The 16,980-nt window shown below is 72.5% G+C and carries 13 protein-coding genes; 5 read left to right on the top strand and 8 right to left on the bottom strand.

Features of this window, described 5'->3' with window-relative positions:
• Positions 1–41: 41 nt before the first annotated feature.
• Both ACFWBW_RS32040 and ACFWBW_RS32035 read right to left on the bottom strand, forming a co-directional pair.
• A complete protein-coding gene (locus ACFWBW_RS32040; RefSeq protein WP_385379980.1) occupies positions 42–2,174 on the bottom strand; it encodes a 3-hydroxyacyl-CoA dehydrogenase NAD-binding domain-containing protein in 2,133 nt (710 codons plus the stop codon).
• The gene (locus tag ACFWBW_RS32035; RefSeq protein WP_112447308.1) at positions 2,171–3,397 is read right to left on the bottom strand and encodes an acetyl-CoA C-acyltransferase; all 1,227 of its coding nucleotides are present in this window, start codon (positions 3,395–3,397) and stop codon (positions 2,171–2,173) included. Before ACFWBW_RS32035 ends, ACFWBW_RS32040 begins: the two co-directional genes overlap by 4 nt.
• 327 nt (positions 3,398–3,724) lie before the next feature.
• On the opposite strand from ACFWBW_RS32035, the gene ACFWBW_RS32030 reads away from it, so the two are divergent.
• The gene (locus ACFWBW_RS32030; protein ID WP_385379977.1) at positions 3,725–4,912 is read left to right on the top strand and encodes an alpha/beta fold hydrolase; all 1,188 of its coding nucleotides are present in this window, start codon (positions 3,725–3,727) and stop codon (positions 4,910–4,912) included.
• Between the two features lie 30 nt (positions 4,913–4,942).
• Here the strand turns inward: ACFWBW_RS32030 and ACFWBW_RS32025 are convergent, their stop codons facing one another.
• From ACFWBW_RS32025 to ACFWBW_RS32015, 3 genes are all read right to left on the bottom strand, one after another.
• On the bottom strand, positions 4,943–6,262 hold the full coding sequence (locus ACFWBW_RS32025; protein ID WP_385379973.1) for an HRDC domain-containing protein: 1,320 nt from the start codon (positions 6,260–6,262) through the stop codon (positions 4,943–4,945).
• Positions 6,263–6,395: 133 nt separating this feature from the next.
• Positions 6,396–7,058 carry a response regulator transcription factor gene (locus ACFWBW_RS32020; protein ID WP_214956508.1) on the bottom strand — a complete coding sequence of 221 codons (663 nt, stop codon included), beginning with the start codon at positions 7,056–7,058 and terminating at the stop codon, positions 6,396–6,398.
• 297 nt (positions 7,059–7,355) lie between these two features.
• On the bottom strand, positions 7,356–8,018 hold the full coding sequence (locus ACFWBW_RS32015) for a DUF3000 domain-containing protein (protein ID WP_243331447.1): 663 nt from the start codon (positions 8,016–8,018) through the stop codon (positions 7,356–7,358).
• Between the two features lie 91 nt (positions 8,019–8,109).
• Here ACFWBW_RS32015 and hemE point away from each other — a divergent pair, with 91 nt between their 5' ends.
• Positions 8,110–9,174, top strand: coding sequence for a uroporphyrinogen decarboxylase (gene hemE / locus ACFWBW_RS32010; protein ID WP_385379968.1), 1,065 nt, complete (start codon positions 8,110–8,112; stop codon positions 9,172–9,174).
• Positions 9,175–9,210: 36 nt separating this feature from the next.
• Positions 9,211–10,359, top strand: a complete 1,149-nt coding sequence (locus ACFWBW_RS32005; protein ID WP_385379965.1) for an NADAR domain-containing protein — start codon at positions 9,211–9,213, stop codon at positions 10,357–10,359.
• Here the strand turns inward: ACFWBW_RS32005 and ACFWBW_RS32000 are convergent.
• Positions 10,356–11,744: an FAD-dependent oxidoreductase gene (locus ACFWBW_RS32000; RefSeq protein WP_385379962.1), complete on the bottom strand. Its 1,389-nt coding sequence runs from the start codon at positions 11,742–11,744 to the stop codon at positions 10,356–10,358. The genes ACFWBW_RS32005 and ACFWBW_RS32000 overlap by 4 nt on opposite strands.
• A gap of 64 nt (positions 11,745–11,808) precedes the next feature.
• Positions 11,809–12,843, bottom strand: a complete 1,035-nt coding sequence (locus ACFWBW_RS31995; RefSeq protein ID WP_385379959.1) for a DUF4349 domain-containing protein — start codon at positions 12,841–12,843, stop codon at positions 11,809–11,811.
• 175 nt (positions 12,844–13,018) lie between these two features.
• Between ACFWBW_RS31995 and hemG the strand changes: the two genes are divergently transcribed.
• Both hemG and hemQ read left to right on the top strand, forming a co-directional pair.
• Entirely contained in the window at positions 13,019–14,512 is a 1,494-nt protein-coding gene (gene hemG, locus ACFWBW_RS31990) for a protoporphyrinogen oxidase (RefSeq protein ID WP_385379956.1), read from the top strand.
• Positions 14,513–14,516: 4 nt separating this feature from the next.
• Entirely contained in the window at positions 14,517–15,230 is a 714-nt protein-coding gene (gene hemQ, locus ACFWBW_RS31985) for a hydrogen peroxide-dependent heme synthase (RefSeq protein ID WP_327303858.1), read from the top strand.
• A gap of 105 nt (positions 15,231–15,335) precedes the next feature.
• Here the strand turns inward: hemQ and ACFWBW_RS31980 are convergent, their stop codons facing one another.
• Positions 15,336–16,976, bottom strand: a complete 1,641-nt coding sequence (locus ACFWBW_RS31980) for an alpha/beta hydrolase (protein ID WP_385380031.1) — start codon at positions 16,974–16,976, stop codon at positions 15,336–15,338.
• Positions 16,977–16,980 lie beyond the last annotated feature (4 nt).

Raw genomic sequence — 16,980 nt, 5'->3', positions numbered from 1 at the left:
TCGGTGCGCGGGGCCTTCGCCGTGTCGGTGCCGGCCGTGCGTCAGACCGGAACGCTCGCCAGGCCCGGGGCCAGGAACTTCTTGCCGTTCACCCGCTCGGAGACACCCTCACGGTCCAGGTACGGGGTGACGCCGCCCAGGTGGAAGGGCCAGCCCGCGCCCGTGATGAGGCAGAGGTCGATGTCCTGGGCCTCGGCCACGACACCCTCCTCCAGCATCAGGCCGATCTCCTGCGCGACCGCGTCCAGGACGCGGTCGCGGACCTGCTCCTCGGTCAGGACGACATCGCCCTGCACGAGGAGGGCGGCGACCTCGGGGTCGAGCTCCGGCTTGCCGGAGTCGTACGTGTAGAAGCCGCGCTTGCCGGCCTTGACCACGGCCGCCAGGTTCGGGGAGACGGTGAAGCGCTCCGGGAAGGCGCGGTTCAGGGTCTCGGAGACGTGCAGACCGATCGCCGGGCCCACGAGCTCGAGCAGCACCAGCGGGGACATCGGCAGGCCGAGCGGCTCGATGGCCTTCTCGGCGGTGACCACCGGGGTGCCCTCGTCGATGACGTTCTGGATCTCGCCCATGAAGCGGGTCAGGATGCGGTTCACGACGAACGCCGGGGCGTCCTTGGTGAGGACCGCGGTCTTCTTCAGCTTCCGCGCGACACCGAAGGCCGTGGCCAGCGAGGCGTCGTCGGTCTGCTCACCGCGGACGATCTCCAGCAGCGGGAGGATCGCGACCGGGTTGAAGAAGTGGAAGCCGACCACGCGCTCCGGGTGCTGGAGCTTGGAGGCCATCTCCGAGACCGACAGCGAGGAGGTGTTGGTGGCGAGGATCGCGTGCGCCGGGGCGACCGCCTCGACCTCCGCGAACACCTTCTGCTTGACGGACATCTCCTCGAACACGGCCTCGATGATGAAGTCCGCGTCCGCGAAGCCCTCGGCCTTGTCCAGGACGCCCGTCACCAGGGCGGTCAGGCGGTTGGCCTTGTCCTGGTTGATGCGGCCCTTGCCGAGCAGCTTCTGGATCTCGGCGTGGACGTAGCCCACACCCTTGTCCACGCGCTCCTGGTCGATGTCGGTGAGGACCACCGGCACCTCCAGGCGGCGCAGGAACAGCAGCGCCAGCTGCGAGGCCATCAGGCCCGCGCCGACGACGCCGACCTTGGTGACCTGGCGGGCCAGGTTCTTGTCCGGGGCGCCGGCCGGGCGCTTGGCGCGCTTCTGGACCAGGTTGAAGGCGTAGATGCCGGAGCGCAGTTCGCCGCCCATGATGAGGTCGGCCAGGGCCGCGTCCTCGGCGTCGAAGCCCTTCTGCAGGTCGCCGTCCTTGGCAGCCTCGATGATCTCCAGCGCGCGGTAGGCGGCCGGGGCCGCGCCGTGCACCTTGGAGTCGGCGATGAAGCGGCCGCGGGCGACCGCCGCGTCCCAGGCCTCGCCGCGGTCGATCTCGTCGCGGACGACCTCGGTCGTGCCGTTCAGCACGTTCGCGGTCCACAGGAGCGACTGCTCCAGGAAGTCCGCGCCGTCGAACAGGGCGTCGGCGATGCCCAGCTCGAAGACCTGCTTGCCCTTGAGCTGACGGTTCTGGTTCAGCGAGTTCTCGATGATGACCGAGACCGCGCGGTCCGCGCCGATCAGGTTCGGCAGCAGGGCGCAGCCGCCCCAGCCGGGAACCAGGCCGAGGAAGACCTCGGGCAGCGAGAAGGCCGGGATGGCCTTGGAGACGGTGCGGTAGGTGCAGTGCAGACCGACCTCGACACCGCCGCCCATCGCCGCGCCGTTGTAGTACGCGAAGGTGGGGACGGCCAGCGCCGCGAGGCGCTTGAAGACGTCGTGGCCGCCCTTGCCGATGGCGAGCGCCTCGTCGTGCTTCTTCAGCAGCTCGACGCCCTTGAGGTCGGCGCCGACCGCGAAGATGAACGGCTTGCCGGTCAGGCCCGCACCGACGATGGAGCCCGCGAGGGCCTCCTGCTCGACCTGGTCGATCGCCGCGTTCAGGTTGGCGAGGGACTGCGGGCCGAAGGTGGTCGGCTTGGTGTGGTCCAGGCCGTTGTCCAGCGTGACGAGCGCGAAGCGCCCGGCACCGAAGGGCAGGTCGAGGTGGCGTACGAGCGCGCGCGTGACGACCTCGTCCGGGAACAGCTCGGCCGCGCCCTTCAGGAGCTCAGTGGTGGTGGTGCTCACTTGCTGTCTCCCTCGGCGGTGAAGTTCGGGTTCTCCCAGACGACCGTGGCGCCCATGCCGAAGCCGACGCACATGGTGGTCAGGCCGTAGCGGACCTCCGGCTGCTCCTCGAACTGGCGGGCCAGCTGGGTCATCAGGCGCACGCCCGAGGAGGCGAGCGGGTGGCCGAAGGCGATGGCCCCGCCGTACTGGTTGACGCGGGCGTCGTCGTCGGCGATGCCGTAGTGCTCCAGGAACGCGAGGACCTGGACCGCGAAGGCCTCGTTGACCTCGAAGAGGCCGATGTCGTCGATCGTCAGACCGGCCTGGGCGAGGGCCTTCTCGGTGGCCGGGATCGGACCGTAGCCCATGACCTCCGGCTCGACACCCGCGAAGGAGTACGAGACCAGGCGCATCTTGACCGGGAGGTTGTTCTCGCGGGCGAAGTCCTCGGACGCGATGATCGCGGCCGTGGCACCGTCGTTGAGACCGGCGGCGTTGCCCGCGGTGACGTTGCCGTGGACCCGGAACGGGGTCTTGAGGCCCGCCAGGTTCTCCAGGGTGGTCCCCGGACGCATCGGCTCGTCGGCGGTGACCAGGCCCCAGCCCGTCTCACCGGCCGCCTCGTTGTTGTTGCGCACCGAGATCGGCACCAGGTCCTGCTGGATCTTGCCGTCGGCGTACGCCTTGGCGGCCTTCTCCTGCGAGCGCACGGCGTACTCGTCGGCGCGGAGCTTGGTGATCGTCGGGTACCGGTCGTGCAGGTTCTCGGCGGTCATGCCCATGAACAGGGCGGACTCGTCGACCAGCTTCTCGGAGACGAAGCGCGGGTTCGGGTCCACGCCCTCGCCCATGGGGTGGCGGCCCATGTGCTCGACACCGCCGGCGAGGGCGACGTCGTACGCACCGAAGGCCACGCCGCCCGCGACGGCGGTCACGGCGGTGAGCGCGCCGGCGCACATGCGGTCGATCGAGTAGCCCGGGACGGACTGCGGGAGACCCGCGAGAATGCCGGCCGTGCGGCCCAGCGTCAGGCCCTGGTCGCCGATCTGCGTGGTCGCGGCGATGGCGACCTCGTCGATCTTCGCGGGGTCCAGGTCCGGGTTGCGGCGCAGCAGCTCCCGGATCGCCTTGACGACGAGATCGTCGGCGCGGGTCTCGTTGTAGATGCCCTTCGGGCCCGCCTTGCCGAACGGGGTGCGGACGCCGTCGACGAAGACGACGTCCCTGACGGTACGAGGCACGTTGGCTCTCCTCCAGGTGCGGGTGTGCACTGCTGCGCGGGGGCGAGCTCATTACTGAGCGCCCGCTCACCTCTCCATGCTACTTGCCGGTAACCGGCATGCACAGCCCCCACGGGAGGAGCGGCGAAGGTCACACCCGGCCGACGCCGCGTGAGCCCCCTCGCGCCCCGCCGTGCGCCCGGCCGATCGGAGCGCCCGGGGCTACCCGAACGGGTCGGACATCCGCCTCCACGGTCGCGTCGACCACCTCGGGCGCACACCCTTGCGGATTCTTGCTCGCGTCCGGGGCGCCCGCCCCGGACCCGACCGACGGAACGGAGCACCACGATGGCGACACCCGGCTTCGAGGATTTTTACGTGGAGCACAAATCGACGATCCCGGCGAACGCCGGCGAGCTCGTCAGGCTCTTCGTGCGGAGGCGCAACGGCACTCCCGACGGAGAACAGAGCAGGCCCGTCCTGATGCTTCACGGCAGGAGCGTCCCGGCCCTGGCGGGCTTCGACCTGCAGTACAAGAAGAAGTACAGCTGGGCCGAGGCGTTGCAGAAGAAGAACTACGACGTCTTCGTGATGGAACTCCAGGGGTCCGGGCTGTCGACCCGCCCGAAGATGGGCGACTGGAGGAACATCCAGCCCACGGAGGCGCAGCGGAAGCTCCTTGTGCCCAACCCGAACGCGGACACGGACATGACTCCGCCGATCTACACCTCCCAGCTGAACAACTCCCAGAGCGACTGGGACGAGGTCGACAAGGTGGTCGACTCCATCCTCGACAAGACGGGCGCCACCAAGGTCGACCTCATCGGCTGGTCGGCGGCCTCCCAGCAGCTCGGGCCCTACGCCATCCAGCACCACAAGAAGGTCCGCAGCCTCTTCCTGCTGGCCCCGATCTTCCCGCCGCAGGGCCGGGCGAGCAAGCCCGGCACCGACTTCGACCCTCCGGTGTCGCTGCCGGTGTCCACACAGGGCTTCGGCTACCCGATGACCGTCGGCACGAAGGGCGGCGTCGACGCGGCGTGGCTCAAGGACCTGAAGTGTCCCGACCAGCGCGAGCCCGGGATGGTCGACGAGGTGTGGAAGGCGATCATGGCCGTCGACTCGGTCGGCGCCGACTGGGGACCCGTGAAGTCACCCACCGACCCGTCGCCGCAGGGGCTCAGCCGCATCCGGAACTCGTACTGGTGGGGCTGGAACTCCACCACGGTGAAGCTGCACGACGTCCTCGGCGACAAGGTGCCCGTGTGCATCGTCTACGGCGAGCACGACTCGGTGGTGAACACCGCGTCGAACCTGGGCCTGCTGTACTTCTCGGTCCCCGAGTTGTACCGGCTCATCCCCAAGGAGAAGAAGCTGATGTTCCGGCTGGCCTGTGCGGGGCACCAGGCGCCCTGGGAGCGCGTGGCGAACGACATCCACACCATGTCCGACCACTGGCTCAAGCACGGCAAGGTGGAGGGCGAGACCAAGGGGAGCTTCCACCGGGACGAGGACGGGGCCCTCACTCCGCTGGAGTGAGGGCCCCGTCGGCGGGGTCCGGCGTGCCGGTCAGTCCTCGGTCGCGGCCGGCTCGGCGGCCGGTTCCGGGGGCGGCTCCGTGGCCAGGGCCGTGACCAGGGCGTCCGTCACCTGCTCGATCTGCCACGGGCGGGCTCCGTAGCCCGCCAGCGCCTCGGCCACCGCGTCCGCCTCCAGGCGCTCGGGCGGCTCCCAGCACAGCCGGCGGACCGTGTCGGGGGTGATCAGGTTCTCCTGCGGCAGGTTCAGCCCCTCCGCCAGCGCCGACACGGCCGTCCGGGCCGCGGCCAGCCGCGCCGCGGCCGCAGGGTCCTTGTCCGCCCAGGAGCGCGGCGGCGGCGGACCGGCCGGGGTCGCCCCCGGCTGCGGCAGCTCGGCCTCGGGCAGGGCCTTCGCCCGGTCCACGGCGGCCATCCACTGGTCCAGCTGGCGCCGGCCCATGCGCTGCCCGTAGCCGGGCAGGGCGGAGAGGGCCTGCACGTTCAGCGGCATGGCGAGCGCGGCCTCGACGATCGCGGCGTCACCCAGCACCTTGCCCGGTGACACGTCACGTCGCTGCGCGATCCGGTCCCGGGACTCCCACAGCTCCCGGACCACGGCCATCTGCCGGCGCCGGCGCACCTTGTGCATGCCGGACGTACGGCGCCACGGGTCCTTGCGGGGCGGCGCGGGCGGGGCGGCGCAGATGGCGTCGAACTCCTGGTGGGCCCATTCCAGCTTGCCCTGCCGGTCCAGCTCCTTCTCCAGCGCGTCCCTCAGGTCCACGAGCAGCTCCACGTCGAGCGCGGCGTAGCGCAGCCACGGCTCGGGGAGCGGACGCGTCGACCAGTCGACGGCGGAGTGGCCCTTCTCCAGCACGTAGCCGAGGACCCCCTCGACCATCGCGCCGAGTCCGACCCGCGGGAAGCCGGCGAGGCGGCCGGCCAGCTCGGTGTCGAAGAGGGAGGTGGGTGCCATGCCTATTTCGCGCAGGCACGGCAGGTCCTGGGTGGCGGCGTGCAGGATCCACTCGGTGCCGGACAGGGCCTCGCCGAGCGAGGAGAGGTCGGGGCAGCCCACCGGGTCGATCAGTGCGGAGCCCGCACCCTCGCGGCGCAGCTGTACGAGGTAGGCGCGCTGGCCGTAGCGGTAGCCGGAGGCGCGCTCGGCGTCCACGGCGACGGGGCCGGTGCCCGCGGCGAAGGCCGCGACCACCTCGGCGAGCGCGGCGGCGTCGGCGACCACCGGGGGGATGCCCTCACGGGGTTCTAGCAAGGGAATCGGCAGCCCGTCGGACGAAACCTCGTCGTCCGGGGGGCCGCCCCCGGTGGTGGTGCGCAGGCCTGCTGCGGTTTCTTGGGCGTCGGTCACCGGTCAAGGGTATCCGTGGATACGACGCGCCCGTCGCCGGAACGTTCCGGTGAAGGGCGCGAGGGGGGAGGACGGACGTTTCCCCGGGTTCTCCGGGAGTTCTCCCGGGGGCCTTCGGGGGGTATCGGCCGGGTCAGTGGATGATCCCGGTCCGCAGGGCGACGGCGACCATCCCGGCCCGGTCGCCGGTGCCCAGCTTGCGGGCGATCCGTGCGAGGTGGGACTTGACGGTCAGGGCGGACAGGCCCATCGAAACGCCGATGGCCTTGTTGGACTGGCCCTCCGCGACGAGGCGCAGGACCTCGACCTCGCGGCCGGAGAGCTCTCGGTAGCCGCCCGGGTGGCTCGGGGCACCCGGGGGGCGGCGGTGCATACGGGCGGCGGCGGCGCCGATGGGGGCGGCGCCGGGCCGGGACGGGAGCCCGATGTTGGTCCGGGTGCCGGTGACGACGTAGCCCTTCACTCCGCCCGCGAGGGCGTTGCGTACGGCGCCGATGTCGTCGGCGGCGGACAGGGCCAGGCCGTTCGGCCAACCGGCGGCGCGGGTCTCGGAGAGCAGGGTGAGACCGGAACCGTCGGGCAGGTGTACGTCGGCCACGCAGATGTCGCGCGGGCTGCCGATGCGTGGACGGGCCTCCGCGATGGACGAAGCCTCGATCACGTCGCGTACTCCGAGGGCCCACAAATGGCGGGTCACGGTGGAACGCACGCGCGGGTCGGCCACGACGACCATGGCCGTCGGCTTGTTCGGGCGGTAGGCGACCAGGCTTGCGGGCTGCTCGAGAAGAACGGACACCTAGGCCTCCTGGGGGGGAGTGGCGGGACGGCCGGCTCGGGGAAGGAAGCCGGTGCGAACCGTGCGGATGGTCTATGACTCCTTCGGCACGTCACCCGCCCGGCTTTAGGGAATGATCACGATTTGGTTAGTAACAATTCGGGCAATTCGGACGCACGATCGATCATAGGGTGATCAGAAGCCCGCAAGGGGCGCCCCGTAACGACATCCGGCCCCGAAATCGGGGCGCGGGTCGGCACGGATCGGTGCAGGTCGGCGCGGGTCGGCGCGGTCCGCGCCGCCCCCGGCCTTGCGGAATTACCCCTGAGGGTGATGAGGGCCGCGCCGCTGGGGCAGTGAGACCACCCCGGTGACCGTTTCGGTCGGTCCGACCGGCGGCAGCCCCGCGATCTGACACAGCAGTTCGCACCAGGCCGACAGGTGTGCGGCGGTGTCCGGCACCCCGCCCACCCCCTCGCGCGGCGTCCACGAGGCCCTGATCTCGATCTGTGTCGCCGGCCGCCGCTCTCCGAGCCCGCCGAAGTAGTGCGAGGCGGCCATGGTCACGGTCCCGCTCGCCTCCCCGTACGTCAGCCCGCGCGCGTCCAGCGCCCCCGTCAGCCAGGACCAGCACACCTCCGGGAGGAGCGGGTCCACGGCCATCTCCGGCTCCAGTTCCGCCCGTACGAGCGTCACCAGCCGGAAGGTGCCCTGCCAGGCGTCGTGCCCGGCCGGGTCGTGCAGGAGGATGAGCCGGCCGTCGGCCAGGTCCTCGTCACCGTCGACGACGGCCGCTTCCAGCGCGTACGCGTGGGGTGCCAGTCTCTGTGGCGGTTTGGTGGGATCGATCTCGATCCCCTGCCGCAGCCTCGCCTTCTTCAAGCCGTCGACCGCCCGCCGGAACGGGAGTGGGACGGAGCTGTCCTTCGCGCTGTCCGTACCGTCAGCGCCATCTGAAAATCGTCCCTGAGCCGCAGCCATGCGGGGAAGACTAGGCGGAACGAGCGCCCGTACGGCGCAGGGACACCCGCGCCGGGCCGGGCACTTCTTCATACGTGCGAAGATTTGAGTCGTGAGCGCCAACACCCGCCCCACGGGCACGCCGAGCCAGACGTACGATTCCGCCTTCCTGAAGGCGTGCCGGCGCGAGCCGGTGCCGCACACCCCCGTGTGGTTCATGCGGCAGGCGGGACGCTCGCTCCCCGAGTACCGCAAGGTGCGCGAGGGCACGCAGATGCTGGAATCCTGCATGCGGCCCGACCTGGTCACCGAGATCACCATGCAGCCGGTCCGGCGCCACAACGTGGACGCCGCCATCTTCTTCTCCGACATCGTGGTCCCGCTGAAGGCCATCGGCATCGACCTGGACATCAAGCCGGGCGTCGGCCCGGTCGTCGCCCAGCCGATCCGCCGCCGCGAGGACCTCGCACAGCTGCGCGACCTCACCCCTGAGGACGTCTCGTACGTCACCGAGGCGATCGGCATGCTCACGGGTGAACTGGGCTCCACGCCGTTGATCGGCTTCGCCGGCGCGCCTTTCACCCTCGCGAGCTACCTGGTCGAGGGCGGCCCCTCCAAGAACCACGAGCACACCAAGGCCCTCATGTACGGGGACCCGGAGCTCTGGGCCGACCTGCTGGACCGCCTCGCCGAGATCACCTCCGCCTTCCTGAAGGTCCAGATCGAGGCCGGCGCCTCCGCGGTCCAGCTCTTCGACTCCTGGGTCGGCGCGCTCGCCCCGGCGGACTACCGCCGCTCGGTGATGCCCGCCTCCGCGAAGGTCCTGGAGTCCGTCGCCTCGTACGGGGTCCCGCGCATCCACTTCGGCGTCGGCACGGGCGAGCTGCTCGGCCTCATGGGCGAGGCCGGCGCGGACGTCATGGGCGTCGACTACCGGGTCTCCCTGAACGAGGCCGTCAAGCGGGTCGGCCCCGGCAAGGCGCTCCAGGGCAACCTGGACCCGGCGGTCCTCTTCTCCACCACCGAGGCCGTCGAGACCAAGACCCGCGAGGTCCTCGACGCCGCGGCGGACCTGGAGGGCCACATCTTCAACCTGGGCCACGGCGTCCTCCCGACGACGAACCCGGACGCCCTGACCCGCCTGGTGGACTACGTCCACACCCAGACGGCGGTCTAGGACCGAGACTGCGCCGACGTCGGTACCGTGCCGTGCATGACATGGCACGGGCCGACGTTTCGCATATCCGACGGAGAAACCATCGACGGGGCCTGGCGCCTCGTCTGGATCAAGCACGACCGGCAGGACGACCACTACCCCGAGGACCTGTTCGTCTACGCGGACGGCAGGATCACCCGCGGCCGCTACGACCCGACCGATCTCGCTGGGCTCGCGCGACTGCTGGCATCGGGGAAGGTGACTCACTCCCGGCCGGACGGCCGGCAGTGGACCCCGCCGCCCTCGAAGTGGCTCGCCCGCTACCCCGAGCCACTGACCGACGAGAGCTTCCTCGCGGAAGTGGCCGACGAGATCTCCCGGCTGGCGGGCCTACCCACCACCGTGGACCTGCTCCACGAGGCCATCCGCGGCTACCAGCGGGACACCACGGAGGCCAACCGGTCCCTGCTCCGCGACGCGTACCTGGCCGTCCCGGCCCACCTGCGGGTCTACGTCCTGGGCGACATGGACCGGCAGGACCAGCCGCTGCGGACCCTGGTGACCGGTCTCGGCGAGCCCGTGGACGGGGACGGGCCGGCGGCCACGCCGGAGATGCACCGGGAGGCCCTGGACTACTTCGCCGACGTGGACGAGAGCGTGGAGCAGGCCGAGCAGGCGCGGGCCGTCCGGTACGCGGATGCACCGGTCGGGGCCCCACAGCCCCCGGTCGTCCTCAGCGAGACGGTGTATCCCCGGGGATGGCCGACCGAGCTCGGAAACTTCGCGCTGCGCAACGACTACGACGCCCCCTTCACCTACGAGGGGGAGGCCTACTCCAGCGTGGTGCACGGGTATTGGGCCCTCTTCGCCGCCGACCGGGCCGACCACGACCGGATCCGCGCCGCCGCGAGCGCCCGTGAGGCGCGGGAACTGGGCGGAGCGGCCGCGGGGCGCGCGGACTGGGCCGCCCGGAGGGTCGCCGTCATGGCGGCGCTGCTGCGGGCCAAGTTCGGGCAGCACCCGCGGCTCGCCGAGCTGCTGGTCGCCACCGGGGAGGGATCGATCCTCTACACCGGCATATCCGACGCCCCCTTCTGGCGCGACGAGGGCCCCCGCGGCGGCCGGAACTGGATGGGCCGCCTGCTGGAGCTGATCCGCTCCGAACTCGCCGCCGGGGCCGGTCCCGATCAGAAGAGCGTGCTCTAGACCCCCGCCGCCCGCACCGCGGACACCGCCTTGCGGGCGGCCACCAGCACCGGGTCCCACACCGGGGAGAAGGGCGGGGCGTAGCCCAGGTCCAGGGAGACGATCTGGTCCACCGTCATGCCGGCCGTCAGGGCCACCGCGGCGATGTCCACCCGCTTCGCGGAGCCGGCGCCGCCGACGATCTGGCAGCCCAGGAGCCGGCCCGTGCGGCGCTCCGCCAGCATCTTGACCGTCATCTCGGCCGCCTCCGGGTAGTAGCCCGCCGTGTTCGTCGAGCGGATCGTCGCCGTGACGAAGCGGAGCCCGACGGCCAGGGCGTCCCGCTCGCGCAGCCCCGTACGCGCGATCTCCAGGTCGCAGACCTTGCTCACGGCCGTGCCGACCACGCCCGGGAAGGTCGCGTAGCCGCCGCCCACGCCCGATCCGATGACCTGGCCGTGCTTGTTCGCGTGCGTGCCCAGCGGGATGTGCCGCATGCGGCCCGCCACCAGGTCCAGGACCTCCACGCAGTCGCCGCCCGACCAGATGTTCTCGTGGCCGCGGACCCGCATGGACAGGTCGGTCAGCAGACCGCCCGACTCGCCCAGCGGCAGGCCCGCCGCGCGGGCCAGGGACGTGCGAGGTTCCACGCCGATCCCGAGGACGACCACGTCCGCCGGGTACTCCTCCCCGGCCGCGGTGGCCACCGCGCGGGCCCGGCCCTCCCCGTCGGTGAGGATCTCCGTCGCCTCGGCGCGGGCGACCGTACGGATGCCCATGGCGTTCATCGCACTGTGGACGAGGCCGCCCATGTCCGGGTCCAGCGTGGACATCGGCTGCTCGCCCCGGTGCAGCACGGTGACCTCGAAGCCCCGCCCGAGCAGGGCCTCCGCCATCTCCACGCCGATGTAGCCGGCGCCCACGACCACCGCCCGGCGGCCCGCCGTCCGTTCCAGGTCCGCCATCAGCCGCTGCCCGTCGTCCAGCGTCTGCACGCCGTGCACCCCGTGCGCGCCGATGCCGGGCAGCCGGGGGCGGACCGGCCGGGCGCCGGTGGCGAGGACGAGCTTGTCGTACCCCGTCCAGTACTCGGCGCCCGATTCCAGATCCCGGGCCCGCACCCGCGCTCCCGCGAGGTCCAGCTCCACGACCTCCGTCCGCGTCCGCAGGTCGATGTCCCGCGCGCGGTGCTCCTCGGGCGTCCGGGCGATCAGCTCGTCCCGGCCGTCGACCAGGCCGCCGATCCAGTACGGGATCCCGCACGCGGAGTACGAGGTGAAGTGCCCCCGCTCGAAGGCGGTGATCTCCAGCTCCGCCGGGCCCTTGAGCCGCCGGGCCTGCGACGCGGCGGACATCCCCGCCGCGTCACCGCCGACCACCACCAGCCGTTCCGTGCCGTTCCCCATGTGCCCGTACCGTCCTTCCCCGCCGTCCGTGCCTGCGGGCCCCACGCTACGGGCGCACGGGTGATCAGTCCTGGACCGGCGGCGGCGCAGCGTCCTGACGCGCCGGGTCCGCCGGAGTGGCGGCCGTGTGCCCCGGCCACGCCGGCCCGCCCTGCGCGGGAAGGCGCCGGGCCGCGCCGGGCTTCGCCTTCGCCGGCCGCCACTTGCGGTACTGCCGGAAGGCGAGCAGCAGGAACGCGCCGCTGAGCAGGAACGGCGAGGCCGCGGCGAGCGCCATCAGCAGGTACAGGACCGCGGCGGCGAAGACCTTCCAGCCGCCGATCAGGGCGTCGGAGAAGCCCGGATCCGGCTTCTCCTTCTCCTTGACGGGCTGCTTGCCCGGCTCCGAGAACGTCAGCGTGATCGTGCCGAGCGAGGTCTGGTCCTTCAGCGCCGTCTGCTGGGCGAGCAGCGACTCCAGATCGGCCTGGCGCTTGCTGAGTTCGGCCTCCAGCGTGACCACCTCGGACAGCCCCGAGGCCTTCTCCATCATCTCGCGCACCCGCACCACGCTGGCCTGCTGGGACTTGACCCGGCTGTCGACGTCCGCGACCTTCTGCGTCACGTCCTGCGCCTCGACCTTGCGCTCGAGCAGCTTGCCCGCGCCCTCCATCGCGGCCAGCACCGCGTCGAAGCGCTCGCCCGGCACCCGCAGGGTCACCGTCGAGGTCATCGACCCGTCGGGAGCGCGCGTGGTGCCCTCGTTGCCGACGTACCCGCCCGCGTTCTCCGCCGCCGTCCGGGCACCGGCCGTCGCCTTCTGGACGTCGGCCGTCTCCACGCCGAGCGACGCCGTGCGGATGATCTGCGTGCGGACGGCGGGAGCCTGCGGCTGGTTCTTGTCGGCGCCCGGGGCCGGTGCGCCCGACGCGGCCGCGGCCGCCCCTCCCTCCCCGACGGCCTCACGCTGCTGGGGAGCCGCCGCGTCCGCCTTGCTCATCGCCTTGTCGTCACCGGCGGCGCAGCCCGTGAGGACGAGGGCCCCGGTCAGGGAGAGCGCCGCCAGAGCCGTCGCCGAACGCCGTCCGTACCGCCCGTAACGTCTGTGCTGGGTGTGCATCGTTGGGTCCCCCTGGTCATCGTCGGAATCGCTGGATGCGGATCTGTCCGTGCCTCGACGTTCTGACGTACGGGGCCTCGTCCCGGGTTTCGTACGCACGGTCCCGAGGTGATCCCGAAGCGGTCACGGTCAGGCCTCGGTGATCGCCCGATGAGCGGTCTGAGACGATGTGTCCATGCACGAAGCGGACACGCGTACGGACCGGCCGGCCCCCGCCGGGCACGTCGTCGTCATCGGCGGCGGGATCGCGGGCCTCGCGGCGGCCCACCGGCTGCTCGCCGAGGGTCTTCGCGTCACCCTCCTGGAAGCCGGCCCGCGCCCCGGCGGCAAGCTGCGCTCGGGCGAACTGGCCGGTCTGCGCGTGGACCTCGGCGCCGAATCCGTACTCGCCCGCCGCCCCGAAGCACTCGAACTGGCCCGCGCCGTGGGCCTCGGCGAGGCCCTGCAGCCGCCCGCCACCGCCACCGCCCGCCTCTGGACCCGCGGCGTGCTGCGCCCCCTGCCGGGCGGTCACGTCATGGGCGTCCCCGGCGACCTGGGCCCGCTCGCGGCCTCAGGGGTGCTCTCCGCCGAGGGCCTGGCCCGCGCCGGAGCCGAACACGCGCTGGCACCCGAGGAGATCGGCGAGGACGTGGCCCTCGGCGAATACGTCGCCGCCCGCCTGGGCCACGAGGTCGTCGACCGGCTCGTGGAGCCCCTCCTCGGCGGGGTCTACGCCGGCAACTCCTACCGCATCTCCATGCGCGCCGCCGTCCCCCAGCTCTTCGAGGCCGCCCGCAGCCACGCCAACCTCGGCGAGGGCGTACGGGAACTGCAGGCCCGGGCGGCCCGGGCGGGGCAGACCGGCCCCGTCTTCTCCGGCATCGACGGCGGCATCGGCAGGCTCCCGGTCGCCGTCGCCGAGGCCTGCCGGGCGGCCGGAGCCCGCATCCTCCTCGACACCCCCGCGCGCGAGCTGACCCGTACCGCCACCGGCTGGCGCGTGGTCGCCGACGCACCGGGCGGCGCCGAGGTCATCGAGGCCGACGGGGTGGTGGTGGCCGTCCAGGCCGGACCCGCCGCCCGGCTGCTCGACCGGATCGCGCCCTCGGCCGCCACCGAGCTGCGCGGGGTCGAGTACGCCTCCATGGCCCTGGTCACGATGGCGCTGCGCCGCAGCGACCTGCCGGCCCAGATCGCCGACGGCGGCGCGAGCGGGTTCCTCGTACCGCCCGTCGACGGCCGGACGATCAAGGCCTCGACCTTCTCCAGCAACAAGTGGGCCTGGGCCGGAACCGACCCCGACCTCTTCCTGCTCCGCACCTCCGTCGGCCGCCACGGCGACGAGGGCGACCTGAAGCGCTCCGACGAGGAACTGGTCGAGGTCTCCCTCGCCGACCTCGGAGCGGCCGTGGGCCTCGAGCCCACCGCCCGCCCGGTGGCCTCCACCGTCACCCGCTGGGACGGCGGCCTGCCCCAGTACCCCGTCGGCCACCTCGGCCGGGTCGCCCGGATCCGCTCCGCCGTCGCGGCCCTGCCGGGCCTCGCGGTGTGCGGAGCCGTGTACGACGGGGTCGGCATCCCGGCCTGCATCGCGAGCGCGGGCAAGGCCGCCGACGTGGTGATCGCCACGTTGGGGACCCGTGGGGCACCCCTGGCACCGACCACTGATCAGCACACGGGACAATAGACGCATGACTGCACCAGAGAAGATTCCCAACGCGGGGAAGAAGGCGAAGGACCTCAACGAGGTCATCCGCTACACCCTGTGGTCCGTCTTCAAGCTGAAGGACGTGCTCCCCGAGAACCGCGCCGGCTTCGCCGACGAGGTCCAGGAGCTGTTCGACCAGCTGGCCGCCAAGGACATCACCGTCCGCGGCACCTATGACGTCTCCGGCCTGCGCGCCGACGCGGACATCATGATCTGGTGGCACGCGGAGACCTCCGACGAGCTGCAGACCGCGTACAACCTGTTCCGCCGCACCAAGCTGGGCCGCGCGCTGGAGCCGGTCTGGTCGAACATGGCCCTGCACCGCCCGGCCGAGTTCAACAAGTCCCACATCCCGGCCTTCCTGGCCGACGAGACGCCGCGCGACTACGTCAGCGTCTACCCCTTCGTGCGCAGCTACGACTGGTACCTGCTGCCCGACGAGGACCGCCGCCGCATGCTCAAGGACCACGGCATGATGGCCCGCGGCTACCCCGACGTGCGCGCCAACACCGTCGCCTCCTTCTCGCTCGGCGACTACGAGTGGCTGCTGGCCTTCGAGGCCGACGAGCTGTACCGCATCGTCGACCTCATGCGTCACCTGCGCGCCTCCGAGGCCCGCATGCACGTCCGCGAAGAGGTGCCCTTCTACACCGGGCGCCGCAAGTCCGTCGCCGATCTGGTGGACGGACTCGCCTAGAGACCTCCCCTGGGGGGAAGGACCGGAGGACCGCTGACCGGCGTCCTCCGGGGATCGGGAGGCCCTGCCCCCGAATCGACGCAGCCGGAGATCCCGCCCGGAAGTTCAGACGACTGGCGGCAGCAGTGCCCTGGGGTGCCCCTGGGCGGCCGCTGCCCGGTCGTCCAGCGACACCGGTGCGGGCTCCGGATGCGGCGCACACGTGACACGCCACCCCGAGGTGTCACCCGTCAGCAAGTACCGCTCCACGTGAGCGTCCACGCAGTCATTGCGTCCGCCGACCACCCCGTGGGTGCCGGCCCCTTCCTCCGTCACCAGCCCGGCCCGCGGCCCGAGCCGCCGCTGGAGCTCCAGGGCGCCCCCGTACGGGGTGGCGCCGTCCCGCTCGGCCGCGACGATCAGCGTGCCGGGGAGCGGGGATCCCGGCCGGAGCCCCACGTCCACCGGCCGCTGCCGCTCGCGCACCGGCCAGAAGGCGCAGGGCAGGTTCAGGAAGGCGTTGGTCCAGGTCTCGAAGGGGGCCGTGCGGGCCAGTTCGGTGTTGTCGCGGTCCCAGGTCTCCCAGTCGGCGGGCCACGGGGCGTCGTTGCACAACGTCGCCGTGTAGACGGCCGTCGCGTTCTCACCCTCGGTGGCCGCCGCGGGGTCCGGAGCGGCGAGCGAGACGAGCGGGCGCGGATCGCCGCGCAGGAACGCCGCAAGGGCCGCCGCACGGCCCGGCCAGACCTCGTCGTAGTACGCGGCCCGCAAGTACGCGGAGTGCAGCTGCCCCGTGCCGACCACCCCGCCCGCCGGTTCCCGGGCCAGCGCCGCCCGCACCCGGTCGTAACTCGCCTGCACCGCCTCGGCGGTGGAGCCGAGCCCGTACACGGCGTGGTGGCGGGCCGCCCAGGCGCGGAAGTCGGCCCAGCGGCGCTCGAAGCCGGGGGCCTGGGCGAGGTTGTTGCGGTACCAGACCTTGCGGGGATCGGGGTCGACGGCCGAGTCGAAGACCATCCGGCGGACGTGGCCGGGGTAGAGGGTGGCGTAGACCGCACCGAGGTAGGTGCCGTACGAGGCCCCCATGAAGGTCAGCCTGCTCTCGCCGAGCGCGGCGCGCAGCACGTGCAGGTCACGGACGTTGTTCAGGGTCGTGTACGAGCCGAGGTCCGCCCCGGCCCGCTCCGCGCAACCGCGGGCGTAGGCACGCGCGGCGGCGATCCGGGCCTCCTTGGCGGCGGCGTCCGGCCGTGCGCCGGCGGCCTCGGCCGGAGCCCGGTCGTGCCGCGCCGGGTCCTGGCAGGACAGCGGGTGCCCCGAGCGGCCCACCCCGCGCGGGGCGTAGCCGACGAGGTCGTAGGCGGCCCCGACGCGGCGCCACTCGGGCAGGTCGGCGACGAGCGGGAAGAACAGCCCGTTCCCGCCCGGCCCGCCGGGGTTGTACACGAGCGCGCCCTGCCGCGGGGCCCCGCCCGCACCGGAGGCGGTGACCCGGCTGACGAGGATCGCGGTCTGCGGCCCGTAGGGCCGGGCGTAGTCGACCGGGACGCGGAGCGCGGCGCACCGCACGTCCGGCCCGAGCCCCTCGGCGACGGGGCACGGCCCGAACTCCAGGCCGTCGCGCGCCCCCTGACGGTCCGGCGGCGGAGCTACGGCCGGGCCCGGGCGTCCCGCGAGCGCGGCGGCGGCAGCGGCCCGCCGGGCCACGAGCTCGGCCCCGGCGGCCTCGGCGGCGGCCCGGGCGGTGGCGGCGGCGTCCGGGGGCAAGGGG

The organism is Streptomyces sp. NPDC059957, assembly GCF_042730015.1.
GTDB lineage: Bacteria > Actinomycetota > Actinomycetes > Streptomycetales > Streptomycetaceae > Streptomyces.
This window is presented reverse-complemented; position numbering and strand designations above follow the sequence as displayed.